21 protein-coding genes and 1 pseudogene are annotated in these 25,860 nt (G+C 59.5%); 15 read left to right on the top strand and 7 right to left on the bottom strand.

The window, feature by feature from the left end; all coding sequences use genetic code 11:
- Positions 1 to 99: 99 nt before the first annotated feature.
- Positions 100 to 771, top strand: coding sequence for an XAC0095 family protein (locus BUA26_RS00925; protein WP_072757079.1), 672 nt, complete (start codon positions 100 to 102; stop codon positions 769 to 771).
- A 141-nt stretch (positions 772 to 912) separates the two neighbouring features.
- On the opposite strand, the gene BUA26_RS00920 is transcribed toward BUA26_RS00925, so the two are convergent.
- Complete coding sequence (locus tag BUA26_RS00920; RefSeq protein WP_072757077.1) at positions 913 to 1,287, bottom strand: DUF6572 domain-containing protein; 375 nt, start codon at positions 1,285 to 1,287, stop codon at positions 913 to 915.
- Positions 1,288 to 1,780: 493 nt separating this feature from the next.
- On the opposite strand from BUA26_RS00920, the gene BUA26_RS19610 reads away from it, so the two are divergent.
- Together BUA26_RS19610 and BUA26_RS19960 are read left to right on the top strand one after the other, a co-directional pair.
- Positions 1,781 to 6,463: an RHS repeat-associated core domain-containing protein gene (locus tag BUA26_RS19610; protein ID WP_083572825.1), complete on the top strand. Its 4,683-nt coding sequence runs from the start codon at positions 1,781 to 1,783 to the stop codon at positions 6,461 to 6,463.
- 125 nt (positions 6,464 to 6,588) lie between these two features.
- Entirely contained in the window at positions 6,589 to 6,885 is a 297-nt protein-coding gene (locus BUA26_RS19960; protein WP_143154133.1) for a hypothetical protein, read from the top strand.
- 274 nt (positions 6,886 to 7,159) lie between these two features.
- On the opposite strand, the gene BUA26_RS00900 is transcribed toward BUA26_RS19960, so the two are convergent.
- Positions 7,160 to 7,417: a hypothetical protein gene (locus tag BUA26_RS00900; protein ID WP_255368108.1), complete on the bottom strand. Its 258-nt coding sequence runs from the start codon at positions 7,415 to 7,417 to the stop codon at positions 7,160 to 7,162.
- A gap of 203 nt (positions 7,418 to 7,620) precedes the next feature.
- Between BUA26_RS00900 and BUA26_RS00895 the strand changes: the two genes are divergently transcribed.
- The 7 genes from BUA26_RS00895 to BUA26_RS00865 all read left to right on the top strand — a co-directional run bounded on the left by BUA26_RS00895 (position 7,621) and on the right by BUA26_RS00865 (position 14,799).
- A complete protein-coding gene (locus BUA26_RS00895) occupies positions 7,621 to 7,986 on the top strand; it encodes a toxin-antitoxin system TumE family protein (protein ID WP_072757072.1) in 366 nt (121 codons plus the stop codon).
- On the top strand, positions 7,983 to 8,333 hold the full coding sequence (locus BUA26_RS00890; RefSeq protein ID WP_072757070.1) for an HVO_A0114 family putative DNA-binding protein: 351 nt from the start codon (positions 7,983 to 7,985) through the stop codon (positions 8,331 to 8,333). Before BUA26_RS00895 ends, BUA26_RS00890 begins: the two co-directional genes overlap by 4 nt.
- A gap of 153 nt (positions 8,334 to 8,486) precedes the next feature.
- Positions 8,487 to 9,230, top strand: a complete 744-nt coding sequence (locus tag BUA26_RS00885; protein WP_143154132.1) for a hypothetical protein — start codon at positions 8,487 to 8,489, stop codon at positions 9,228 to 9,230.
- Positions 9,231 to 9,454: 224 nt separating this feature from the next.
- Positions 9,455 to 9,931 carry a DUF4262 domain-containing protein gene (locus tag BUA26_RS00880; RefSeq protein WP_072757066.1) on the top strand — a complete coding sequence of 159 codons (477 nt, stop codon included), beginning with the start codon at positions 9,455 to 9,457 and terminating at the stop codon, positions 9,929 to 9,931.
- 635 nt (positions 9,932 to 10,566) lie between these two features.
- Positions 10,567 to 10,737, top strand: coding sequence for a hypothetical protein (locus BUA26_RS20375; protein ID WP_178368510.1), 171 nt, complete (start codon positions 10,567 to 10,569; stop codon positions 10,735 to 10,737).
- Positions 10,734 to 13,154, top strand: coding sequence for a glycoside hydrolase family 31 protein (locus BUA26_RS00870; protein WP_072757063.1), 2,421 nt, complete (start codon positions 10,734 to 10,736; stop codon positions 13,152 to 13,154). The genes BUA26_RS20375 and BUA26_RS00870 overlap by 4 nt, the downstream gene beginning before the upstream one ends.
- A gap of 94 nt (positions 13,155 to 13,248) precedes the next feature.
- Positions 13,249 to 14,799: an alpha-N-arabinofuranosidase gene (locus BUA26_RS00865; protein ID WP_072757061.1), complete on the top strand. Its 1,551-nt coding sequence runs from the start codon at positions 13,249 to 13,251 to the stop codon at positions 14,797 to 14,799.
- A 277-nt stretch (positions 14,800 to 15,076) separates the two neighbouring features.
- On the opposite strand, the gene BUA26_RS00860 is transcribed toward BUA26_RS00865, so the two are convergent.
- Positions 15,077 to 16,447 carry a glycoside hydrolase family 27 protein gene (locus BUA26_RS00860; protein ID WP_218587763.1) on the bottom strand — a complete coding sequence of 457 codons (1,371 nt, stop codon included), beginning with the start codon at positions 16,445 to 16,447 and terminating at the stop codon, positions 15,077 to 15,079.
- 311 nt (positions 16,448 to 16,758) lie between these two features.
- On the opposite strand from BUA26_RS00860, the gene BUA26_RS00855 reads away from it, so the two are divergent.
- Positions 16,759 to 17,985, top strand: a complete 1,227-nt coding sequence (locus BUA26_RS00855; RefSeq protein ID WP_072757059.1) for an SGNH/GDSL hydrolase family protein — start codon at positions 16,759 to 16,761, stop codon at positions 17,983 to 17,985.
- A gap of 491 nt (positions 17,986 to 18,476) precedes the next feature.
- The gene (locus tag BUA26_RS00850) at positions 18,477 to 19,616 is read left to right on the top strand and encodes a YncE family protein (protein ID WP_178368509.1); all 1,140 of its coding nucleotides are present in this window, start codon (positions 18,477 to 18,479) and stop codon (positions 19,614 to 19,616) included.
- A gap of 917 nt (positions 19,617 to 20,533) precedes the next feature.
- Here BUA26_RS00850 and BUA26_RS19955 read toward each other — a convergent pair.
- A pseudogene (locus BUA26_RS19955) lies at positions 20,534 to 20,671 on the bottom strand (transposase); the annotation flags it as partial.
- A 23-nt stretch (positions 20,672 to 20,694) separates the two neighbouring features.
- Positions 20,695 to 21,597 (bottom strand): LysR family transcriptional regulator, encoded by a 903-nt coding sequence (locus BUA26_RS00840; RefSeq protein ID WP_072757056.1) that lies wholly within the window; start codon positions 21,595 to 21,597, stop codon positions 20,695 to 20,697.
- Positions 21,598 to 21,694: 97 nt separating this feature from the next.
- On the opposite strand from BUA26_RS00840, the gene BUA26_RS00835 reads away from it, so the two are divergent.
- The 3 genes from BUA26_RS00835 (at position 21,695) to BUA26_RS00825 (ending at position 23,981) form a co-directional block, all read left to right on the top strand.
- Complete coding sequence (locus tag BUA26_RS00835) at positions 21,695 to 22,513, top strand: oxidoreductase (protein WP_072757055.1); 819 nt, start codon at positions 21,695 to 21,697, stop codon at positions 22,511 to 22,513.
- 103 nt (positions 22,514 to 22,616) lie between these two features.
- Positions 22,617 to 22,907 (top strand): muconolactone Delta-isomerase family protein, encoded by a 291-nt coding sequence (locus BUA26_RS00830; RefSeq protein ID WP_072757054.1) that lies wholly within the window; start codon positions 22,617 to 22,619, stop codon positions 22,905 to 22,907.
- Positions 22,908 to 23,153: 246 nt separating this feature from the next.
- Positions 23,154 to 23,981 (top strand): alpha/beta fold hydrolase, encoded by an 828-nt coding sequence (locus tag BUA26_RS00825; RefSeq protein ID WP_072757053.1) that lies wholly within the window; start codon positions 23,154 to 23,156, stop codon positions 23,979 to 23,981.
- A 439-nt stretch (positions 23,982 to 24,420) separates the two neighbouring features.
- Here the strand turns inward: BUA26_RS00825 and BUA26_RS00820 are convergent, their stop codons facing one another.
- Positions 24,421 to 24,723, bottom strand: coding sequence for a tautomerase family protein (locus BUA26_RS00820; protein ID WP_072757052.1), 303 nt, complete (start codon positions 24,721 to 24,723; stop codon positions 24,421 to 24,423).
- Positions 24,724 to 24,812: 89 nt separating this feature from the next.
- Complete coding sequence (locus BUA26_RS00815) at positions 24,813 to 25,814, bottom strand: zinc-dependent alcohol dehydrogenase family protein (RefSeq protein WP_072757051.1); 1,002 nt, start codon at positions 25,812 to 25,814, stop codon at positions 24,813 to 24,815.
- Positions 25,815 to 25,860: the final 46 nt, after the last annotated feature.

Below are 25,860 nucleotides of genomic sequence, written 5' to 3'. Positions count from 1 at the left end.
AAGGGGAATACGCCCGCCGGCTCTCTGCGGTTTCTAGCCTCCCGACACCCCGTCCGTCGTCATGCCGTGGACGGGCACTTCGTGGAATAGGAGGCGACCATGTCGACGTTAGATTCGGATGATCTGGAAACGATGGGCTATTTCCTGCCGGAGGACAGCCAGCTGCGGCTGAAGCAGCTACGCGAATACGTGGGGTTCCTGACCAATCTGGCGCGACCGCGCAGGCCGGACGAGGATAGTGAGTGGTTCTCGGAGATTCGTCCAGGCGAAGTGGCGATCTGCCTGGAACTGCTGGAGGAGCAGATCGCCCAGGTGCTGAATGAACTCTCCTGGCCGGCCGAGCGTGGCGAAAGGGCGGCAGCAGGCGAGGCCGACGCGCAAGCAGAGGCTTGCACGGAAGCCGCGGAACCGGACGCCGCCGAGCCGGTGATGGATGCGGCCGGCAACCGTTACCTCTTCGGCGTCACCCTGGATCAGCTCGACGAGATCAACCTGCTGCTGAGCAGCCTGCGGGCCCTTGGCAATGTGGTGACCTGCAGCGATCACGCCGAGCTATCCGACGTCACGCTGTCGATCATGGGTGATGCCATCGTCCGCGATGCGCAGAAGCTGCGCGACATCATCGGCGACGTGAATGCGCAGCGGCTGGGACCATCGCACGGAGCGAAACCCGGCGTGCGCGAGGAACGTGCCACCTACCACGCACTACCCGCGCATTTGCCCATGGCCAGCACGTTACACATCGTGCGGCAGCTTCCGACCTATCAGTAGCGGGAGACGGGGAACAGAGCGGCCTATGATGGAACGGAGGTAATTAAAATCGGGTACGCGAAGTTCGCCGAGACGGTGTTCGGACACAAACCGACCGCGCTGAACTTCTACGACAACGACTGATGGCAGGCCATGGATGGCCTATATCGGCAGTGTTTCAAAATTCGCTTCAAAAGCGATTTCATTCACGAACTTGCTTTGCTTCAACGCAGCGCTGTACGACGGGATCAAGAGCACTTGTTTTGAGAACCTGTCGAAGAACTCAGCGGCTTCCTTCTGAGGAGCATCGTAGAAGTCAACTGAAACGATGATCTTCTTTCCTTTGGTTTCAGGAAATTGCTCGGTCAGCTGACCGTCAATCGCTGCATCGATGCACCCGTACATCCGCTGCTGGAGGCGTCGCAGACGCTCATCAATGTCCGACCAGTCCCCCTCCTCGACAAGAACCATCTTCATTACGTCCGGGGAGTCGCCCTTGACGACGAAATCCACCACGAAAGTTTGTCCCTTGTTCATGTCGTGAGCCTAACAGCGGTCGATGGTGCATGACTTGAGGACAGTGGGCTTCCCTGATTCAAGTCCCGCATTCGTCGCGTTCTTACCCACAGGGGTAACCTCTCGGCCCGCATTGATATCATCAAACAACCTTACCTGGTCTTGACCGGCGTGGTGCGCGAGAACGTGCCGCCGACGCCAGGCGAGGGCGGGGCGCGCGGATAACCGCGTATTCCGGTCTGACTGATTGACGGTTTCGGTAATCGCTGAACATCGTTCCGGCGCTGATCGCCTTGCTGGTGCTGACCCGGTGGCTCGTCCATGAGCGCCTGGGCCAAGCGACCCTTCATAGACGATGAGATCGCTTTTTGGGTATACCCGGAAGGACGCGGGCCTAAGCTGGAATGACTGCAGATGGCGATCTCGCGAAGTACTGCAGGAAGACCCATACGACACAGGTCGCAGCAGACGTCACCCTGATTTGCTATAACGCCTGTCGCGGGATGAGCTTTCGATGGCAAAGGACGTTCCGTCCACACAGCAATCCACGTCACAGGGGAATCAAATGGACTTCGTTCGGTGCGTGTTGCTGGTGTTGTGCGTTAGCGTGTGTGGTGTCGGGTCGGCATCGGTTGCCGGCGAACACGCGGGAAATGGAAGTCCACAACCGGGGCCGGCAAGAACATCGAGTTCGCATGGCACGCCTACCGCGGTAGGTGTCGGTGTCCCTCTATCACCTTCGGCGGCAACAACGGCCACGAACTTTCAGTCGAGCACAGTTAGCTATTACGGAGCTCCGTTTCACGACGACTACGCCTATCACAATGATGGATATTCGGAATCTGTAGAAGCGGCGCTTGCTAAGTGGTGGGCACAGTATCAACTGGATTGGGCATATGCATTCCCCGGCTGCTCATATGCTCCTTCATACGATGGTGCTGGCCCACAGACCGGGCATTTCGCCAGTTTTTACCTTCAGGGCACATGCGGTGGCGGTGGCAGTATTTATGGGACGGCCTATCCCTATATTCCAGGCAAAAACAATGGCCCCACATGCCATTGCGCAGGCGATCCGATCAATCTAGGTACCGGTAACGAATACCGTGACGAAGCGGACAACGATCTCGGCTCGCTGAGCTTCCATCGCTACTACAACAGTCATGCAGCCGTGGCTACTTCGCACATCGGCGCTCATTGGCGGCACAGTTTCGATCGAAGCCTGGAGTATCTGAGCAGCGGCACCACGTCGATCGCGACTGTGTTCCGACCGGATGGCATGCAGGTGGTGTTTACTCTGCAGAATGGCCAATGGACGACGGACCCTGATGTCGCCGATCACCTGACTACACAAACCAATGGAACTGGGGTGATCATCGGATGGCTGTATGCCGATGCGAGAACGCGCTATCAGGAAGCCTACGACGCGAAAGGCAACCTGCTCTCGATCACAGACACGCATGGCCAAGTCACCACCTTGGCCTACAGCACGGCATCCACACCGACGAGCATGGCGCCATCGGCCGGACTGTTGCTGACGGTGACCGATCCACGCGGGCGTTCGCTCAGCTTCACCTACAACGCACAAGGTAACGTGGCTACCGCGACACAGCCCGATGGCGGTGTACTTGGTTATGCCTATGACACGAACGGCAATCTGGTCACCGTGACGTATCCCGATACGAAGACACGCCAGTACGTCTATAACGAAAGCACACTCACTGGCGGTACCAGCCTTCGCAACGCGCTGACTGGCGACATCGACGAGTCGGGCAACCGCCTCACAAGCGTTGGCTATAACAGCCTTGGGCAAGCCACGATGTCGACCTTGCCGGGCGGCGTTGACCTCACCCAAGTGGTCTACAACAGCAACAGCACGACATCGGTGACGTATCCCACCGGCGCACAAGCGACCTTCAGTTTCGTGGTGCCTAACGGCTCGATGCACGCCAGCACCGTCAGCGCACCTTGCGGCCCCGGCTGCGGTCAACCCAACGCCGCGGCCACGTTCGACAGCAACGGCTATGCCGCGTCGACCACCGACTTCAACGGTAACGTCACGACGATGGTTCACGACGCCAACGGTCTGCTGGATCAGCAGGTCGACGGCTCGGGAAGCACCGCACAGCGCACGACGAACACCACCTGGGACACCACGCTGCGTGTTCCACTGACGCGCACGGTGCTCGATGCCAGCGGCAACGCGGTCACCAAAACTTCCTGGGTCTACAACACCCTCGGCCAACCGCTGGCACGTTGCGAGATCGATCCGGCCCAGGCCAGTAGTTACACCTGCGCCACCACCGGCACGCCGCCGGCCGGTGTCCGCCGCTGGACCTACAGCTACTGTACGGCCGTCGATACCACCCAGTGCCCGATCGTGGGCTTGCTGCTTGCCGTGGACGGTCCGCGCACCGATGTGTCCGATGTCACCACCTATGCGTATTACCTGACCGACAGCAGCACCGCACATCACGGCGACCTGCAGTCGGTGACCGATGCCCTGGGCCACACCACCGCTGTTCTGACATACGACGGCGCCGGCCGCGTCACCCGCCTCCAGGACGCCAACGGCGTGGTCACGAATCTGACCTACACCCCGCGCGGCTGGCTCGCCTCGCGCAGCGTCGGTGGCGCCACCACGACCCTGAGCTATACCCCGTTCGGTGCGATCGCCTCGATCACCGATCCCGACGGCATCACGACCAGCTACACCTACGATGCCGCGCATCGCCTGACCGACATCACCGATGCGCAGGGCAACGTCATCCACTACACGCTGGATGCCGCGGGCAATAAGACGGCCGAGCAGATCCGCACGGCTTCCGGCACCGTGGTGCACAGCCTGTCGCGGACCTACAACACGCTGGGCCAGCTCACCGCACTCGTCGATGGCCTCAACCAGACCGTCTTCAACGCCGGCACCAGCGGCAGCTACGACGCCAACGGCAACCTCGTGCAGTCCGCGGACGCGCTGGGAATCCAGAGCCATCAGGGCTTCGATGCGCTGAATCGGCTGCAGAGCACGATCGCCAACTACAACGGCACCGACCCGGCCACCAAGAACACCCAGAGCGTGTTCGCCTACGATGCCCGCGACCACGTGGAGGGCATCAGTGATCCGGATGGCCTCAGCACCACCTACGACTACGACGGCCTGGGCAACCGCACGGCGCTGCATAGCCCGGATACCGGCACGACAAGTCGCACCTTCGATGCCGCCGGTAACGTCCTAACGAAGACGGATGCCAAGGGCGTCGTCGCCATCAACACCTACGACGCCTTGGATCGCCTCATCACCAGCCGCTATCCAGATAGCACTCAGAACATTACGTACAGCTACGACGATCCCAACAGCATCACCCTCTGCAACAGCAGTAACCCGATCGGTCGACTCACGCGCATCCTCGAAAACACCGTCACCACAGCGTACTGCTACGACACTCGAGGGCACGTTATCACCAAGATCGAAAACGTGAATGGGACGAGCGGCACCATCAGTTACACCTACACCGCCGCCGGTCGTCTCGCGAGCGTCACCGTGCCGCCGGGCATGACGGTTAGCTACGCTTACGACACCGACGGACGGATTAACCAGATTACGAGCAATTGGGGTGTTCAGGTGAGCAGCGTGACCTGGCTGCCGTTCGGCCCATTGGCTAGCTATACCTTGGGCAACGGGCAAGTAGTGGCTCGCACTTATGATGCAAACTACAGACTCACCGATTTGACCAGTTCGGCATTCAATCTGCACGTGGCCAGAGACGCGCTCGGCGATATCACGGCCATCGGCAGCAACCCTGGGGCGAACCCGGCGACGGAGGCATATAGCTATGACCCTCTGCGTCGACTGACTGCCGTCACGGAAGCAAGCGGTACAGTGCTAGAAAGCCTTACCTACAACCAAACTGGGGATCGCCTAAGCAAGAGCCGCAGCGGGTCAGCCACGGGTACATACCAATACAACACCGGAACGCATCAGCTTATTGCCACAGGAAATGCCGCGCGCACGGTTGACGCGAATGCCAATACTACGGCGGTGACAGACGCGAGCGGTACCTACGGTTTTGGGTATAGCGGTCGTAATCGCATGACGGTCGCGCAGCTTGGAGGCACTACCGTGGGCAGCTACCTGTACAACGCATTAGGGCAGCGGGTGTACAAGTCAGCAGGGGGAGTCGCACGACTGTTCGCTTACGATGAAGCCGGCCATCTTATCGGTGACTATCTGCCGCCAACGTCAGGCGTGCTCAACGATAACTTCTACGTTTGGCTCGGCGATGTGCCTGTGGCAGCAGGAACTTTCAGCGTATCAAATGGGCAACCTGTGACCTCGGTGAACTATGTGATTGCCGATGAGTTGGGCACGCCGCGGGCGGTGAGCAACAGTGCGGGCACGATGATCTGGTCGTGGGCCTATCAGGGCAATCCATTCGGGGAGCTGCCGCCGACTTCAACGACGGGCTATGTGCTCAACTTGCGTTATCCGGGTCAGTACTACGATGTGGAAACCGGGTTGATGTACAACGGTGCCCGTTACTATGAGCCGGGAACAGGACGGTTCCCGCAAAGCGATCCAATGGGGTTGTTTGGTGGGCAGATCAGTACTTATGCCTACGGCAACAACGACCCACTCAGCAACATTGACCCGTCAGGGCTCGGTTGTTCAGTAAGTGGCGGCTTTGTTACGTGCGCATATCCAGGTGGTGGGCCAGCCTTTCGACTTCCTGCGCCGTCCGCCTTTCCGGCAAGTCTCGGTCCGAACGATTTTTGGTATCACAAATATGACGTCACACGCCCGATCGGCTGTGCTGATCCAAACGACGTCATGCAAGGCCTTATCAACAATCCGACGCCTGGGAATCCGAATCCCGCCACTCCCGGTGGGACACCCAACAATGCCGCGGTGCCCGTTGTCGCACCGAACAATCCCGTGACGTCTTACCTTACAAGCGATCTGAACACGGGCGCCCCGATTGTCGTAAACATCACTGGGGCCAATAGTGCCTTTGGTCCTGGGTACGTCGCCCGAACGGTTACAGATGGCGTGGCTCATACCTATGGTGAAGGCGATGCTTGGACACAGTCCGCGCTCGGCGGCGGAATAGGGCCAAACTGGGCCGCTAACCAATACATTTGGGGCGGCCAAATGAGCCAAATCATCGCCCAGTCAAAACAACAATGTGGCTGCACGCACTAGGATTGCCCATGAAACGTAGAATAACCACCGTCTTAGGATTCTTGATCGCTCCCTTGGTACCCGTGGTCGTCGGCACTGCAATCAGTCCGCCGTCCAAACCAGCGGACCTCGGGATATTCGTAGTTATGGGTGCGATCGTCTACGTTTATTCTTGTGGATTGATGGCACTCTTTGGGGTGCCGGCATACTTTCTTTTGAGAAGAAAGAACTTGGTGCGATGGTGGTCCTCGTTGTTTATAGGCCTTCTAGTTGGTGCCTTGATGGCGACCGTCATCCGACTACCTAACCAACCACGTGTTGAAGATTTATTGGTGATGGCGCTCACAGGCGCGTTAGCTGGACTTGTCTTCTGGTTGATTTGGAGCCGAGGAGTTGATCCAGCTGCCAGAAATCAAGTGACCGGGCCGAAAGCCCAAGAATGAACCGTAAGATCAGATCTTGTATGGTTTTGCTTCGGAAGCGCTGAGGCAGCGACGGACGCTAGGCGCTCACTGCGCGACCGCAAAGCGCCGGGCGATGGTTCGCAGTTGGCTCACCAGCCGCTGGTGTCACTGCGCGGCGGGAACTCTGGTCAACAGTTACAGAAATCCAAAACAGGGGGCAGAGTGCACTTTTCATGTTCCCTGACACCATTCTTCGTGCGGAGCGCCACGCCGTATGGACCTTGGTCCGGAGGGCAGCCGGCCAAGATCCACTTCATCCGGAGCAGCCACCGCAACATATGGTCGGCAACTGCGCCACCTGTTCCGGCGCCACTGTCCAGCCGGTTCGCCGCAGTACCTCGATCAGGTCCGTCACGGTCACGCAGGAGGATATCCGCATCACCAGGCCACTCATGTCGAGATCGACTACCGCGCTCGGATCGACTTCGAACATGATGTCCTGGATGACGTCGGGGCCGGGGCAGGCATCGGTGAGTGCGATCTGGAATTCCATCGTATGACCTCGTTTCATGCATATCGTTGTGGTGTCGCGATATCGCATGTTCCCCGAGCAGCGCGATGGTCGTCTTGATCCTGGTCAGGTGAAACGGGAAACACGGGCCAGAGTTCACTTGGTAAAGGCACGGAAGTGAACTCGGCCTCGTTTTCCCGGTCATCCGTCGCTCACGACGCCTAGCCGGTTCCATTGAAGTTATCATCGGATGATATATAGTCATGTCAACGGAAGACGTAGGACTGGAGACGCTGCTGTTGCTCAACGGCGAGATCTACGACCAGGGCGACGGTTACTGGATCAAGATCGAGGCGTGGCGTATAGAGGCGAATGAGCATGTGCCTCACGGCGTACGCTATGCGCTGACATTGCATGATCGCTACGGCACGCGGTTGCTCGGCTTCGACAATGCGCATGCTGTCACGCCACCGAAGCGCAAGCTTTATGCAGGTCGGCGTCTGGCCTACGACCACCGCCATCGTCACGTCCGCGACAAGGGCGTGCCCTACGAATTCACCAGCCCGCAGCAGTTGCTCGAAGATTTCTTCAACGAAGTCGACCGCGTACTCGAGAAAACGAAGTCATGAAAAAATTGGTCATCGGCATCGCATCCCAGCAAGCCATACGTGCCCGGGCGTTGGCCATTGCCCGTGGCGACCATCAGCCACGCCCCAACGAGCCGAAAGTCTGGTTCACCTCCATGCGTTCGCTGGCCGAAGTGTTGTCCGACGACAACCGCGCGTTGCTGCGGGTGATCAGGGAACAGAAGCCCGAATCGTTGAGCCAGCTCGCGGAGTTCACCGGGCGTGCGCCCAGCAATCTCTCGCGTACGCTCAAGACGATGGAGCGCTATGGGCTGGTGGAGATGCGCCGCACACCACGTAACGTGCAGCCTGTCGCCACGGCCAGCGAATTTGTGATTCAGGCAGCGTGAGGTCGACGGTTTCAATGAACTTGACCTCTTTTTCCCAATGGCCACGAGGCAGTGCCAGGTGCCGTAAAGTCGATCAGTGAGCATCACCCAGGTGAAGCCCTGTACATTGAACATGTTTAGCCTCGACGCCCCGCCCGGGGCCTGGACGTCCCCATGATTCTGTCGAAGACAGCTACAAACCGAAGGATGTTTATGCGGCTTTGGAAAGTCATCACGCGCACGAGCGCAACGCTTTTATTGGCCCTGGTGTTCTTCGTTGGCTGGAGTAGTGCGCTGGCGGTTGGCGATTCACCGATTAGCTACCGAGTGCCGGACTCGTGGAAACTCTTCCGGGAGCTGGGAGATGCAACTGGCGCTCACGTCGTCGTTTACGAGATAGGTGGCGACGCTGGTGCGGGCAGTAGACCCGTTGTGATGATCAAAACCTACAAACTGGATCACGGGCGCGACATGAGCAATGTCGACGTGGATGCTCTTGCTAGGCAGGGGGCTGCCGGAGGAACGGAGTTCTGCGAGGTTAGCGACGGTCCACACTGGCGGACCTACGCATTCACTGGCCGGGAAAACGGCGCCAGGACAATCACCCTCTACCGCGTCGGCATGCGGGACGGCTACGGAGTAGAAGAAGTATTCGAGTTTCCGTTGGGTGGTGACAAGTCCGAAGGGCTTTCCTTGCTGACCATCGCTGGGCAGGCCTCCCAGCAGGGGCAAACGACAGGCGTCTACAGTCCACGGTTAAGCACTCAAAAGTTGGTCGATCAGTTCAACCAGTTCACTCAAACTTTGGTGATCAACGGAAAGAACCAGTTCGACGCCAAGGTGATGCTAGTCACGCCGTCCGCGCCACCTTCAGCCATCTACCGCATGACAAAACCCGCGTCTCATGCTGGAGGATAGTGAGGGTAGGGCGCCCGCTACCGACCCGTGGCAGACATTGCATGGCACTCGATATGCCGCGACAAAGCCGGCGCGCTGGATCCGGTTATACGTCCGGTTGTTAGCCGGACCCAGCGCAGATAAGCTCTAAGTGAATCACGGCTTTGCGTCGGAACTACCGAACGTGATCGGGGATGCATAACTGGGCCCACGGGTCCGTATATCAGGTAGTTAGGTGCCACTGCATGGTTCGCACGATCGGCGAAGACAAAAGCGAGCAAAAGGTCATTGATGACATTGCTAACTTCGGGTGGCATTGCATCAACATTGTCGCCGAGGATGAGCAGGTCGCATACTCGTTTACTGTGGGGCTGTTCCAAAGCTACGGGCATCCTGAGCTCATCATCTTTGGCCTACCGTCCCAGGTGGCCCATCAGATCCTTGCCATTGCCGCTGACGCAGCAAAGTCTGGCGCGCCGCTAGACCTCACTCAGCCAACCGACGCGCTGCTCAACAACTACCAGTGCTGTTTCGCTGAGGTTCCTCTCACTGAGTACTACGAGCACGTTGGTTATTGCCAGTGGTATTACCAAGGCAATGACTTTCCGCTCTACCAGATTGTTTGGCCGTCTCGGTCCGGTCTGTTCCCATGGCATCATCAGGCCACACCGGAGTTCAGGGCCTCCCAACCTGTTATCGCGCAGGCACCGGAAGGCACCTAACCATTTGTTCAAGGCGGACGGCTTCGCCGCCGCTTAACTTCAGCGTTGATCGTCCGCTTCTGGCCGATTTCGGACCCAGGGCAGGGCGATTAGCCGCTGTTATCGAGGGTAGGACGGGGTCTGCTTCCGACCCATAACTGCCGGTCGCGAATTGCCGCTTTTGAGCTCCGCGTGCAGACACCGCGGGCGCTACACACCATCGGATTCCCCCGGGTCGAAGTCAGGTAGGTACCGGCCCCAGTGATGATCTGGCGATCGTAGACCTTGTTCGCATTGAACAGCAGAGCAAAGCGGTGTACGCCGTGTGGAGTGCCCATGTCATCCGCCCATGTGGTTGCCGGGAAGTGCGGCAGTCATTCCGTCACGTCTGATCCAAGACAAGTCAAACATCGCCCGGACTACTCCGGGTTTCCTGTCCGGGGCTAGCACGAGTGAATGGGGCCACCTCACAGGGGCATTTGCGGCGAGTGCAAATGAAGAAACGTCAGTCGTTCTAGGCAATATCGTAATTGCACACTCTAAGCCATCGCCGCAGCATGAACCCGAAGACGGCGGCGGCAGCGCCGTCGACACCGGAAGGATCGGCCGCTGGCGCAGGTCGACCGCGAGCGGTGCGCGTCTGACCGGGTGCCGACATGTTCGGTCAGCCCACCCTGGTCAATTTCAAGCGCACAGCAACAGTTCAGGGCATTCCCACGGGGCACGAGAGAAGGAAGAACATCGGAGGTAAAACCTCGGTGCGAAGCTCAAGCGTGATGGATTTTCAAAACGGCATCGGCCGAATGATTGGGTGGGATATTGCATGATGAGGAAACTACTCCCGGGCGGACTCTGCGCGTTGCTCTTGAGCGTGTCGCTGAACGGCACTGCGGTCGCCCGGGATGCTCCTCTCGTGCTGCAGCGGGACGGAAGAACCATTTCACTCGAACCGTATGCGCCGAACGTCTTGCGGGTAACGCTGAGCGTAGATCGGGCGGCTGTGGTGAGTTCGCCTGGATACGGGTTTGAGGCTAAACCCTCGGCCCAAGGATGGGCGCATACGCGCGATGCGGCAGGCGACGACGTTTTTCGTTCGGCGAAGATGGTCGTGCGAGTGGCGTCCGGGGACCTTACGCGTGACGAACTCCCGAAGCGCATGCCCCTGGACGCGCTGAACCAGCAACTGCGCGAAAAGTACTTCGGAGGATGGAATGATCGAGGTACGTTCAACGACGCGCTGAGGATCACCAATGCCGAGGGCAAGACGCTGTTGCGCATGCGCACGTGGACCATGGCACCCGAACAGCCGGAGGTAGCGCAGGCGGACGCTGGCGCAAGGGGTTTTCGCGTTGCCGCCACGTTCGATTCGCCTGCCGACGAGCACTACTTTGGGCTCGGGCAGCAGCAGAAGGGATGGATGGACCTGCGCGATCATGAGATCCGTTGCTGGCACGATTATTCCGCGCTGGGCGGCGAGAACGTCTGCGTTCCCTTCATGATGTCGAGCCTTGGCTATGGCCTGGTTTGGGACAACCCTTCGAAAACAACCATACAGCTCGGCCTCAATGACCAGAACGTCTGGTCATCGGAAGTGGGTGATCGCGTCTCCTATTTCGTCATCGCGGGAAACAGCGCCGACGAGATTTACGAAGGCTACCGCCTGCTGACGGGTGTGACCCACCTGCTGCCCAGGAAGGCCTACGGTTATATCCAAAGCAAGGCGATCTACTCGACGCAGGCGCAGATCCAGGCCGTTGCCGACGAGTACCGCCGAAAAAATCTTCCGCTGGGTGTGATGGTGGTCGATTTTCTCAACATGACCAAGCAAGGAAACCTGGACCTGGACCCGACGCGCTGGCCGGATCCCGCCGCCATGAACCGCCGCTTGCATGCGATGGGTGTGGACACGCTGCTGAGCGTATGGCCGCACTTCTCAAAGGAATCGCTGTTCTATGACATGCTCGCCAGCAAGGGCTGGCTGGTGCATACGCGGGATGGCGTGCCGGACCCGGGCGGCTTCAAGGCGATCATCGGGCCGAATATCGACACCACGAATCCGGCTGCGGCAAAGTGGTTCTGGCAAGAAATCCGCGATCGCTACATCAAGCCGTACGGCTTCGATTATGTATGGCTCGATGAAACGGAGCCGGACATCGATCCGGCGAAGGACGTGTTCTGGATCGGCTCGGGCACACGCTTCTACAACGTGTATCCGTTGTTTCATACCGCTTCGGTGTACGAAGGATTCCGGCGTGATTTCGGCAATAGCCGAAGAGTGATGATTCTCGCGCGCGCGGCTTATCTGGGCGCGCAACGCAACGGCACCGTCTTCTGGTCGAGCGATATTTTCGCGACCTGGGACATGCTCAAGCGATCCATTCCGGCAGGGCTCAACTTTACCGCGACGGGCTTGCCATACTGGGACACCGATATCGCGGGTTTTTTTTCGCCGATCATCCCAGCCGACTACCATGAGGCACATAGGCCTTTGATCGACGGTTCCGACGCGCGCGATACGATCGGAAACTACGAGGACTATCCCGAACTGTTCGTACGCTGGTTTGAATGGGGCGTGTTTCAGCCGGTGATGCGTGCACACGGGGAAAGGAATCACAACGAAATATGGTCCTACGGCAAGCAAGCCGAACCGATCCTGGCGAAATACCTGAAGCTTCGCTACCAGCTGTTGCCGTACACGTATTCGGTGGCCTATCGCAGCTACCGGACCGGCGCGCCGTACATGCGCGCGCTGTTCATGGATTTTCCGGATGATCCAAAAGTTGCGGATATCCCCGATGAATACATGTATGGGCCGGCTTTCCTGGTCGCTCCGGTTACAGAGCAGGGCGCCACCCGTCGAAGCGTGTATCTGCCGGCAGGCTGCGATTGGTACAACTACTGGACGAATCAGCGCCTGCACGGTGGGCAGACGATCGAGGTGGATGCGCCCATCGATACGCTGCCGCTGTTTGTAAAAGCGGGAAGCATCGTGCCGCTGGGGCAGGACGATGGCAGCGCCCAGCAAGCGCAGCGAATCGTGTCGGTAAAGGTATATCCGGGCGCGGATGGCGGCTTTACGCTCTTCAGAGATGACGGGAAGTCCTACGGCTACGAGCAGGGCAAATACTCGCTCTCCGAGCTGACTTGGGATGATGCCGCCCATCAACTGAAACATCAGGGAGCGCCGGCCTGGAGTGGACCGGATTCGGCTGTCGTTACCGTGATAGATGGCAGTGGATTGTAGACCGAGCAGACGGGTCCGCAGACCGGCCGATCAAAGGCCGGCGGACTCCTGTCTGCAATCGCTGCCTGTTTCTACTCAAGCCAGGAATCAAAGAATGAAACGAACGCTTGTTGCCGCTGTTGCAGCCATGGTCCTGTCGACACCGGCGATCGCGCAGATCGCCCCGGCCCACGTCACGCTGACCATCGACCTGGCCCACCCCGGCTCGGTCATCGAGCCCGCGGTCGAGGGACAATTCGCGGAAAATCTCGGCCGCGGCATCTATGACGGCATCTGGGTCGGCCCTCATTCGTCGGTTCCGAACCGGAACGGTTATCGAACCGACGTGATGAGTGCGCTGAAGGCGCTCCGCGTACCGGCGATCCGCTGGCCCGGCGGCTGCTTCGCCGACACCTACGACTGGCGCGACGGTATCGGTCCTGCCGCCAGGCGGCCCAAGGGGATCAACACCAACTGGGGTGGCGTCACCGACGACAACAGCTTCGGCACAAACGAGTTCATGGACTACACCGAAGCGCTGGGCGCGGCAGCCTATGTCTCGCTCAACCTGGGCTCGCTGCCGGCCTATGATGGACGGCAATGGGTGCAGTACATGACCGCCAGCGGCGATTCCGCGCTCGCGCAGGAGCGGCGCGCCAACGGCCGCGACAAGCCGTGGAGCAACCTGAAGTATGTCGGCTTCGGCAACGAATTATGGGGCTGCGGCGGCAGCATGAAAGCCGACTACGCCGCCGACCTGTTCAATCGTTACGCCACGTTTGTCAATCCGGCGCCGGGCGCTCCCGCCTTCGTCAAGGTCGCCTCGGGGCCTAGCGACGCGGACTACGCCTGGACCGACACGATGATGCGCGATGCGGCCAAACAGATGGGCGCCATCAGCCTGCACTATTACACCATCCCGGGCCCCTCCTGGCAGCACAAGGGATCGGCCACCGGCTTCAGCGAGAACGAGTGGGCGGCAACGCTCAGCAAGGCGCGTTACATGAACACGCTGATCGTCAAGCATTCGGCGATCATGGACAAATATGATCCCGACAAGAAGGTCGCGCTCTACGTCGACGAATGGGGTACCTGGTACGACCAGGAACCCGGTAGCCATCCCGGTTTCCTCTACCAGCAGAACACGCTGCGCGATGCCGAAGTGGCGGCGCTGACCCTCGACATTTTCTTCCGCCATACCGACCGGGTGAAGCTCGCGGCGATCGCGCAAATGGTCAACGTGTTGCAAGCCATGGTGCTGACCGATGGCGACAAGATGTTGCTGACGCCCACCTATCACGTCTTCCACATGTACGTGCCGTTCCAGGGCGCAACGCCTTACCCGGCAACGATCAGCGGCCCCCAGTATGTGGAGGGCAAGTACGACCTGCCGATGGTCGATGCTGCGGCCGCGCGCAGCACCGACGGCAAGCTCTACCTCGCGCTGGTCAATCTCGATCCCGATCGCGCCGCGCAGGTCGTGACCGGGCTGACCGGCACGGCGAGCGGCCAGATCCTGACCGGGCCGAAGATGGATACCCACAATAATTTCGCTGCGCCGGACACGATCCACCCGGTCGCCTATTCGGGGCGAAGCGAGCGCGGGAGGTTGACTTTCGACCTGCCGGCCAAGTCGGTTGCGGTCGTCGCCATCGATCAGAAATAGCCGTTCGGACCATGAACGCTCCGCCTGATGCGCCAGAGCAGCACAGCACGTCATGTGCGCCCTCCGTATCCGGCGGTAGCACACGCCACGCCTGCGCCGGATCCACCGGTTTGCCGTCACCATACTGGCAAGCGAAGCCCAGGGCGTAGTGACCGTGCGAATCGTTTTTCAACACCGCCTTGTCGGCCCATTGCACATCCGACGCCCCCCGCTTTGAGTAGCTGGACGGTTTAGAGCTCGCTCAATCCTTGTCGACCAACCGCGCGCTGCGACGACATCAGTGGATTCGCCGCACTGCAAATAGCGCGCATCCGTGCATGGGCAAGTCGATCTCGAGACGACTGGACGCGTCAAACGGGTGGCCGCTCCATAGATCGCGGGCGCTGTACATGCCGGAGCCTAACCCCAGTCCGTCCCACGACGCCTTCAGCGAAACTGGTTTGTCATCCAGATTGAATATAGCCAGGTAGCGCTCGTCGCTGCTGCCGGAGGCTACCCAGACGCGCGCGTGATCGAATCCTTTTGGCAAATGGACGACCGGGTGGTTGTCGTGGCTATGCTGATTGACCGCGATGACATCCTTGTTGGTGATCAGTCGGCGTGTGGTCTCGTCCAGCTTCGTCAGATTGGCGCCCAGGATAAGCGGCGAGCGGGCCATGGCGAGCAGGCTTAGTAACGTGCGCTCCTCATCCACGGTCAAGCGCGATCGGCGTGCCACACCCAGGCCCGGGTGGGGCGCCAGCATGCCGAACGGCAGCATGTCGGCATCGGGCCAGTGGCCATCGCGGGCCTGACCGGCCCATGGCGGCAGGCGATCGAAGACGTCGCGTATGCCCATGGGGAAGTCGTCATCACGATGCTCATGGACGAATGACCAGCCATCCCACATATCGTTGGAGATGCGCCACATCTGCCCGAATCGGCGGATCTCCGTGGCATGCGAAAGCTGAGTAGGACCGGGCGATAGGCTCAGCACGATCGGTCGTCCGGTCTTCTTGATGGCTTCGGCGATCTGGCGGATCTCGCTGATCCTGTAGGGATGGTCGGCAATGCAGTCGACTTTGAGGAAGTCCACCCCCCAGGCTGCGTATAACGCCAGCATGGCATCGTAATAAGCTTGTCCGGCCGGTGTATCTCGCACTCCGTAGTTGCTGTCGTCCCAAGGGCAGGTCTCCGCCGTGTCGGCAGCGTCCTTTGCGCGAAACCCGGAGCCGGCGATCGGCAGATCGGCCGCCACGGCCTGCTTCGGAATGCCCCTCACGATGTGGATGCCGAACTTCAGTCCTTGCGCATGCACCCAATCGGCCAACGGCTTGAAACCTTGTCCATCGGCGGAAGAGGGGAACCGATGGATTGCCGGAATCAGTAGGCCGTTCGCATCCAGCGTGTAGCCGCGGGTTTGCAGTTTGTCGCCGAACGGATTGCTCATGTACCAGCCTTGATCGATCACCGCGTAGGTCCAGCCATAGGCGCGCAGCTTGGCGAGCTCCACCGCGTTGGCCTTGAAGTCGGGCTCACTGATGGTTAATCCGTAAGCATCCCAGCTGTTCCAGCCCATGGGCGGTGTAGGGCTGATGTGCTGTGCCGCAGCGGCGCCTGCCATGGTCAGCAGAACAAGTAGCAACGCGGCTCTCATCCACTCCAGCATGAAGTTCACTCCCGTTGGGCCCTGCTACTTTCTGTCGATAAAGGTGGCGGGACATGCGTGCATGCCAACTTCAGGCGTCAATTCGAGGACGTCCCACAAAAATCACTCTACCGTTCGATCCATCATGATTGGCATTGCGAAGAATGCCAGTGGAGATTATGAAAATTGGTACCTTCAACAAAGCCTGTCTCCGATGGTTGCCCACGCTACGGGCATCGCTTGCCTGATAAATTTTGTAATCACCGATCCCGATTAAGTTAATGGGATTTTTGCTATACGTTCCGCGGCAAAGACCACATGGGAGAAGCGGCATGCGTCAACGGGTATTGAAATGGATGTTCGCCGGATCGGTTTGCATAGTCGCGACTTGCGCGATGACCGCCACCGGCGCGGATCGTCATGCATGGGTGGATACATGGACGGCGACGCCGGATATTGCCGGCCCCGCCTTGAATGCGCAAACCGTGCGGCAGATCGTACGCACGAGCGTGGGCGGTTCGGAGGTACGTGTCCGTCTTTCCAATCTGTTCGGCAGTGTGCCCATCACGCTGGGCCCGGTGCATGTGGCGCTTGGCGCCGAGGAAGCGGATGCGGTGCCGGGCAGCGATCACGCACTGCTGTTCAACGGCAAGCCCATCGTGACCATCACCAAGGGCGAAAGCGTGCTGAGCGACCCGGTGACGATGGACGTGAAGGCGTTGCAGAAGCTCGCAGTGAGCATCTACGTGCCGGCCGACGCGCGATACCACGCATCGACCATCCACAACGCCGCCCTTGCCACCGCCTACATCACCGAAACCGGCGACGCCACTGCCGCCGTGCAGTACCCGCGAGACGAGGTCAGCGGCAACCGCTTCTTCCTCACCGACGTGGAAGTAGCCGGCCCTGCGACCAAGCACACGCTCGTTGCCTTTGGCGACTCCATCACCGACGGCGTGGGCTCCAAGGAGAATGCGAACGAGCGCTGGCCGGATTACCTTGCCGCGCGCCTGCAGGCCGATGCGAAACTCAAGTCGATCGGGGTCGCGAACGCCGGCATTGGCGGCAATCGCATCCTGCACGACGACTACGGCCCCAGCGCGCCGGCACGCTTCGATCGCGATGCGCTGGACAAGCCCGGCGTGCGCTGGATCGTGTTGCTGGAAGGCATCAATGACATCGGTGGTTCGGGCTACGCCTGGGAATTGAAGGACAAGGTCGTAGCCCAGCAGCTGATCGACGGCATGAAAACATTGATCGCTCGCGCGCACGCCAGGCACGTGAAGGTTTACGGTGCCACTCTGACGCCTTACGGCGGCAGCGGCTGGCCGTATCACAGCGTGGCCGGCGAGAAGACTCGCCAGCAGGTGAATGCATGGATCCGCAGCCCCGGCGCGTTCGATGGCGTGATGGATTTCGACAAGGCGGTCCGCGATCCGGCTGCGCCGGAAAAAATGCTTGCCGCCTATGACAGTGGCGATCACCTGCATCCCAACAGTGCGGGCTATCGGGCCATGGCCAATGCGGTGGATTTGAGCTTGTTCGCTGATAAGCCGTAGGCGGCGGAATGCTCCCTCTCCAGGCGGGCTGATCAGCGTTGAGTCTCGGCTCGCTGGATCCGCTTCCTCTCTTGCTTCGCAGGAAAGGGAGCGGATCGTATAGCTGAGACATGTCGAACCAGGATCGAAGAGCGGGTTCCGGTGGCATGCTCCAGCTCAGGCCATCGCTGAGCCAAGGATAGGTTGGAGCGTAAACGACGAAAGCGCTCGGCCCCTCGTAGCCTGCCTGTCGAAATCCAGCTCCTCGTACGTTCGCAGACTTGGATGAGGGGTGCGGTGGGACTCGGTAGGGTGGCAAGGTCGGGTTTCGCAGAATCTCCACCGGCTTATCGGGATCTGACTCGCCTCGGCTTGCGCCGTAGCATCGTCACTTGCCTCTGCGTCGCCCCCTGGGGCGATACTGCCCATCTCTCAGTCCATTGAACAGCCTGCCCATTTTTAAGGCTAAGCTCGCGAGCATTCGCAGGCCCATTTAGGCTATGGAGAGAGGGATGATTCTTTTAGTTCGCGTGCTATGTCTTCTAATTCTGGCGCTCGCTTTCAACGTCGAGGCGGCGGAGTGCGCTGCCCCCACGCGGGACATGACGACGGCGATGCCAGGGCACCCTTTTTCCGCTCTGCCTACTGCTGACAACTGCTGGTTATTCGTTTCAGTTGAGCAGGCCAAACACGGGGCAGTGGTGGCCATGAGGAATCATGATGGCGTATTCGTGGTTGATCATGTTGTGGCGCTTCCGCATTACGCCTTTGGCGAAGCGTTGTCTCCCGATGGTCGTTTGTTGGTGGTGACAGGTGGGCGGTCCACCAGCGTGCTGAGTGTGGCAAAGCTTGAACAGGATGCCGAAGGTGCCGTGCTCGGTGAACTCGACGATGGTTCGGGTGCCGGTGCAGTTTATGCGGCCATAGCTCCTGACAATCGGCATGTCTTCGTCAGCGATGAAAACAAGGCGCGCATCGACGTGTTCGATCTGGGGCAGAGCGAGACCCCCGCATCTGTGATGGGCCAGCTGGTTGGAAGCGTTGCGGTAGTGGCCAGTCCAGTTGGCCTAGCTTTGTCGCCGGATGGAAAGTGGCTCTACGCCACCAGCCAGCGTGGCCCGGAAAGCATGCCGAGTTCCTGTGCAGACGAGCAGGGCAGCTCTCGCAAGCATCCCTTCGGTCTGCTGTTACGCATTGATATCGCCAAGGCAATCACTGATCCACGTCGTGTGCCGATCGCCGCGCTGGCCGCCGGCTGTAACCCGGTTCGGGTTGCGGTATCGCCAGACGGAAGCCAATTATGGGTAAGCGCACGCGGTGAGAATGCTCTGTTTGATATTGATGCTCGTGAATGGCTCGCCGGCAACAAGCATCCGAAGTCGATGCGTTACGCCATCGGCACCAGTCCGGTTGGGGTCGCGGTACGCCCGGATGACAAGCAGGTGTGGGTGGCCTTGTCAGCGCGCTTCGGTCAGGGTAGCGATGGCGAAATAGTCGGGCTGGCGAATGTCGATGCGAGCGCTCCCCTTAAGCAACTGGTTGTCAAGGCGCCGGGGTTTCCACGCGAACTGACCTTTCTCCCGGATGGACATACTTTGGTAGCGACCTTGTATGACTCCAATCAGATAGTCATGTTGCGGACGCCGCCGTAGAGAGATGGAAGCTCAAGCGCTTCCGTCTGCCGATTGGCGATGAGTCATCGATATCTGGAGTTCGGTCATTAATGCAGTGGACCACCCAGGGATCGTACCGAAATCAGCTCGATGCGAGCGGCTACTGCTCGACACGTCAGTAGAGAAGCAATCAATCCAGGATGCCATGCAGATCTGCAACGTGGCGAACGTCATCGACCGGGGCAAGGCGTCCGTGGTCAAAGTTGGCTGAGGGGTGCCACATATGAAAGTTGTCGCAAATGACCTAACAAGTCGACCGTGGATGCGTCTTCTTGCGCTCGCGCTCGGAATCCTGGGGTCGGCCGGGACGAGTCGTACTGAAGCGGTGCAGCTATCCGAACCGCCGATTCCGGGGACATACGAGATACTCATTTGCCGCGGCTTGTGTGCATCTGCGACGAGCCCAAACGTCGTGGTACGTGGCCATGTCGTGCTCTTTGCTCAAGCGCTAGACCGCCGGACGGTGGAAAGGTTGGACGATGCCTATGGCCCGACGACGGCCGGAGAGCGACCAAACGGTTGCTATGAACTAGAACCGGTCCACCCCGGTGGCGTTCCGGGATATATCGGGTATGCAGGCACGGTGCCCTTCGGTGTGACTGGCTGGTATCCCTGGGAAGGCTCGGTGGTCTTTGCCCTATATCACTCGCCTGACGCGGGTTACAACGCAGTAGTTAAGCCGTTCGCCGGCGGGCTGTTCGGTCAAGGGAGGTCTTGGGGAGTCGGGGCAGCGGCACAAGGACGTGCTGACGCGGACACGGTTGTTGCCCGAAGAACGGGTGAGGCTGAGCTCTCGCTATGCGAGCAATGGTCAGCTCGGAGAGGCTAGCCAGCAGGGGAAAAGGTGTCAGGGACAAATTTTGATCGTCTACCAAGTCGCCCGAATGGTCCCTGACACCATTCTTCGATTCTTCGACGTAGTACGTGGCGTCAGAAATGCCCAGCTCGCGGCACACATCCTTGACTTGCCGACCGCCTTCGACCTGCTTCAGCGTTGCTGATGTCACCTCGCTGTCGGCGAGCCCTGAATACATCACAGGCGAAGCGCCGTGTGACTTCACTCTTGCAGCGCCGCCTCGGCCAGAAACTCCACGAAGTCCAGGACGAGACCGGAGCTTTCCTGCTCCCGCCAAAAGATATGCACTTTCAAATCCGGGAGCCCTTCGATCGGGACATAGACGATGCCATCGTGCCTCTCTCTCAACACGTAATCGGCGCCGAGCATCAGCCCGCCACTATCCTTGACGATGCGCAGCCCGATCTGCGCTTGAGTGGTCTCGTAAACGAAGTTTGGCTCAATCTTGGCGCCTTGAAAGCTCGCGAGAACAGCATCGTAGAGCGGCTCGTTAACATTGCGGGAAAAGATGATCAGGTTTTCGTCTACGAGATCGGTGAGATGAATAACCTTGGCCTGAGCCAGCCGATGCATGCTCGGCACGGCCAATAGCCATCGTCCGTCGATGACAAATCGAGTCGAAATCTTCGCCGCCTGATTTTCATTCGCCAACAGCACGCCTATGCCAATGTCGATCTGATGGGCGATGAGGGCCTTGATTTGCTGCGTTGATACCATTTCCTTGCGGCTGATCTTGAGGTTGGGATAGAGCTTCTGCAGTTGCGTCAACGCCGGCACGATAAAGGGCAGGTCGGTGTATTCGACCATGGCGATCGCGATCCGCTGTTCGTTTTGAAACGCGGTGCGGCGCGTGACCTCCACCATCGTTTCCATCTGGGCCAAGACCTCGATCGCTTGTCCTCGAAAGACCTCTCCTGCGGCCGTCAGTACGACGCCTCTGCGATCACGGATCAGAAGCTGCACACCCAGAATGGCTTCCAGCGCCGCGATCTGCTGGCTTAACGCTGGCTGCGTCACCATGAGCTTTGCTGCCGCGCGTCCGAAATGCAATTCGTCGGCGACGCCGACAAAATAGCGAAGGTGCTTGATGTCGATCGGGCTCATAAATTTATCTAATCACAGAGCCGGTAAAAGTTAATTGGACGGTGCGTGTGGGCAATCCTAGGATTGTCGCACTAGATCATTGCCGAGGAACTAAACCATGTCCCATTGGATGGTAACCGGAATTTCCAGAGGCTTCGGGAAACAATTGTCGGAAGAGCTTCTGAAGAATGGACATTGTGTGTCTGGCACGACACGCAACGGCCTCAGCGATCTTCGCCACCCCAATCTGACCGTATTCAAGCTCGACGTGACGAACCCGGAAGATGTGCATGCAGTCGTCCTCGATATCATCGAGACCGTCGGGCCAATCGATGTCGTGGTCAACAATGCCGGTTTCGGCATGGTCGGAGCGGTCGAGGAGGTTTCACCGGATGAAGCGCGACATGTGTTCGCAACGAATGTGTTTGGAACGCTGAACGTCATCCAAGCAGTTCTACCCTCCCTCAGAGAGCAGCGTTCCGGCCTGATCATCAACTTCTCGTCGGTTGGCGGCATGGCGGGTTCGGCCGGGTTCGGGATCTACAACGCGACCAAGTTTGCGGTCGAAGGCATGTCCGAAGCGCTTGCCCTGGAGGTGAAGCCTTTCGGCATTCGCGTGATGATCGTCGAGCCCGGCTACTTCCGCACCGAATTCCTGTCGTCGCAATCCATGTCCAAAGCCGAGCGCGTGATCGAGGACTACGCGTCGACCGCCGGCATGACACGCGCGAACGTCGGAAGCCGCGATGGTAGCCAGCCCGGCGATCCGGCGAAGGCTGTGCAGGTGATCATCCAGGCGGCGGAATCCGAGGCCCCTCCATTGCGGCTGCCGCTGGGCGCCGATGCCTTTGCCAGGATTGATGAAAAGATCGCGAAAGTAAGAGCCGACATGGCGGCGTGGCGCGAGTTGGCCACCGCAACCTCGTTCGAATCCTGAGGCTTGCCTGCGTTCTACCTGCGATAGCCGACATGCGTAGTCAACGTGGCAGGTGCGTTCGAAGCTCGACTTGCCATCGAGGCAACACACCAGGAGCAATCAAATGCAGTACATCGTGATAACCCGCCGACGCAGCGAAGTATTCCCGGAATCCGAATACAGCCCCGAGAGGCTCGCAGCCGAAACCGCCGCCGTTCGCAAACTCTATGGCGAAGGCGTCGTACGCCACATCTGGCACCGTGGCGATGTGGGGGGTGCATGCCTCTTGCTCGAAGTCGAATCCGAAGACGGCGTAAAGTCTGCCCTGGGCAGGCTTCCGTTGTTTGGTTTGGGCATGCAAGAGGCGGTCTCCATCGTGCCACTGGTGCCCTACCGCGGCTTTGCGGCCGGATAGCGCCTCTTCGGACACCTGAACAGGTTGATCCTGCTCCCTCCCGAAGACATCGAACATCGAAGCCGGCAGGACGCCCACTACATTCCCCACGTCTCGACGATTCTTCATCAACGGCGGCGCGGCTCCAGGCTGTCAGTGAGGTTATCGGCAAGGGTTTCGACAACACACAAAGGATCATGCTCATGTCGTGCCACCGTGCTCGATGGCGCGGATTCTCACCCATCAAACCAGAGAGGTAATCACGCAATGAGCTCGATCAAGACTAAAGACGGAAACGAGATCTTCTACAAGGACTGGGGCGACAAGGCCGCCCAACCGATCGTCTTCTCGCACGGCTGGCCGCTGAGCGCAGACGATTGGGACGGCCAGATGCTGTTCTTCCTCCAACAGGGATACCGCGTGATCGCGCATGATCGCCGCGGCCACGGTCGTTCCAGCCAGATCTCCACCGGCCACGACATGGACCACTACGCCGACGACTTGGCGGCAGTGACCGAGCATCTGGATCTCCACCGCGCGATCCACGTCGGCCACTCCACCGGGGGAGGCGAAGTGGCGCACTACATTGCCCGGCACGGCGCCAAGCGTGTCGCCAAGGCCGTGCTGATCAGCGCGGTACCTCCGCTGATGCTGAAGACCGCGGCCAATCCCGGTGGCCTGCCGCTGGACGTTTTCGACAGCATCCGCGCCGGTGTGGCAACCAACCGTCCGCAGTTCTACAAAGACCTCACGATGCCCTTCTACGGATTCAACCGGCCCAACGCCAAGGTCTCGGAAGGGATTCGCGAGCACTGGTGGCTGCAGGGCATGATGGGCTCGATCCAGGCGCACTACCTGGGCGTCAAGGCCTTTTCCGAGACGGACTTTACCGAAGACTTGAAGAAGATCGACGTGCCAACCTTGGTGATGCATGGCACCGACGACCAGATCGTGCCGTACCAGGATGCCGGCGTTCTGTCCGCAAAACTGGTCAAGAACTCCACGTTGAAGCTTTACGATGGCTATCCGCATGGCATGTGCGCCACGAACCCGGACGTTATCAACGCGGATCTGCTGGCCTTCTTCAAGGCGTAGTCCGCGCCGGGTCGGATGACAGATGCGTTCGATGCGGCGCTCCGAGCGGCAGCGTCCATCGTGAAGACTACGACGGCCTTGATCTGGCCAAAAGGTCTTTCAGATGCATGGTGTCGATGCCGCAGCTGTTCCGGTTCGAATGGAAGCCGGTGCTCGCTTCATGTGCGACATTGGTGCCGTTCGCCTGTCGAGAGAAAGCGCGGCGAAGGCGGGTAGATGGCGTCGCCGCATCATGCGGCGATCGCGCGAAGCGCCTGTTCGATCGACTCGCGGACGCGCGGTGTCGGCAGTTCGGCCATCTGCCGCAGCGTCAACGTCATGTGGAAATAAGTCGTCAGAATGCTTCCTCAAAGACACTATTTCGCCAATTTCGAAGCTTCTGACGGCTCGATCGACGCGGTGCCAAGCCAATGCGCTTGGCGCCGTAACTCGCAACGACTTACTTGGTGTGAGCGGGCATGATGGCGGCGAACTCCTCGCGGCTCGCCGGGGCACCGTCGATCATCTCGAAGACCTTCTTCGAATTTCCGAGGCTCTCCATGAGCGATTTCGGGCCGGCAAATGGGCGGCCACCGATGTGCCAGCCGTCGGTGTGAAGCTCTTCAATCAGCACCCACACGACCTCCCGGAATGCTTCGGATCCCTCGTACTTCACCATCACGTCGGTGAGCTCTTTCGCCATCGCGTGCTTTTCTTCGCTAGTGAAGACGCCGTCCACGAGTTTTACGTTAACAAAAGGCATGGTAGTTTCCTCTGGTAATGGGCGACCGAAGTCACCATGGGTTGGGGCGGCGGAGGCCACTCCGTTAGATCGCGTGCTCGACTGCGCTACTACGCGCTGACATCCACCACGAGTTTTCCAAGTGTCTTCCGGCCTGCCAGTAGAGCGTGCGCGTCGGCAACCGATTGCAGACCGAACCGCCGCGAATCCAGTTGTGGAAGGAGGGCGCCCGATTCGGCCAAACGCGTGGCCTCACGTAGAATTTCTCCGTGATGCGCTCTCCCTACACCGGTGATCAACGGCAACAACGTAAACACGCCTGAATAGCTTGCGGCCCTGAATGAGAGCGGAGCCAAAGAGTGCGTGCCCCAACCAAGCGCACTCACCACGTGACCAAATTGCGCGACAGCCTTGAATGACGCATCCAGGCTCGCTCCGCCGACCGTGTCGTACACCACGTCGAACCCTCTGCCACCCGTGTGCTCGGCCACGTATTTCTCGACCGAGGTGGTTTGATAGTTGATGGGAGTTGCACCGAGACTCTGGATGAAATCAGACTGGCTCCCGGAGCCTGTGGCAAAGACCTTCGCGCCTTTCGCCACGGCAAGCTGAATAGCTACATGGCCAATTCCACCGCCGCCGCCTTGCACCAGCACGGTCTGACCGGAACGGACGTTGGCGCGGTCTATGAGGCCCTCATATGCAGTGATGAACACGAGAGGAAGCGCGGCGGCCTCACGCATGCTGAAATTTCCCGGCTTGATCGCAAGCAGGTCCGCATCGACGGCCGCATACTCTGCAAGCGAACCTTGAACGCCCGCAACGCCGCCGGTCATACCGAATACTTCATCGCCCTTGCTAAAAGAGATCACGCCCGGTCCAACGGACACAACCACACCCGCCAGATCAATGCCAAGAACGGCTGGGAGCGCCTGCTTCGCATGGGTGGCTTCGCCGCTGCGAATCTTCAGATCCAGGGGATTTATTCCGCTGGCGGCAATACGCACCAGCACCTGGCCTTGCCCGGGAACAGGACGAGCAACCGTTGCGTACCGGAATGGACCGCCATGAGTTTCAAGAACTGCGGCTTTCATGGAGTTAGCTTGATTCACGTCGAAATCCTAAGTTGGCGATGAGGTGAGGCTTCAAGCTATACCC

Source organism: Rhodanobacter sp. OK091 (assembly GCF_900142825.1).
GTDB lineage: Bacteria > Pseudomonadota > Gammaproteobacteria > Xanthomonadales > Rhodanobacteraceae > Rhodanobacter.
The sequence above is the reverse complement of the archived record's forward strand: the minus strand, read 5'-3'. Positions and strand labels throughout refer to the sequence as shown.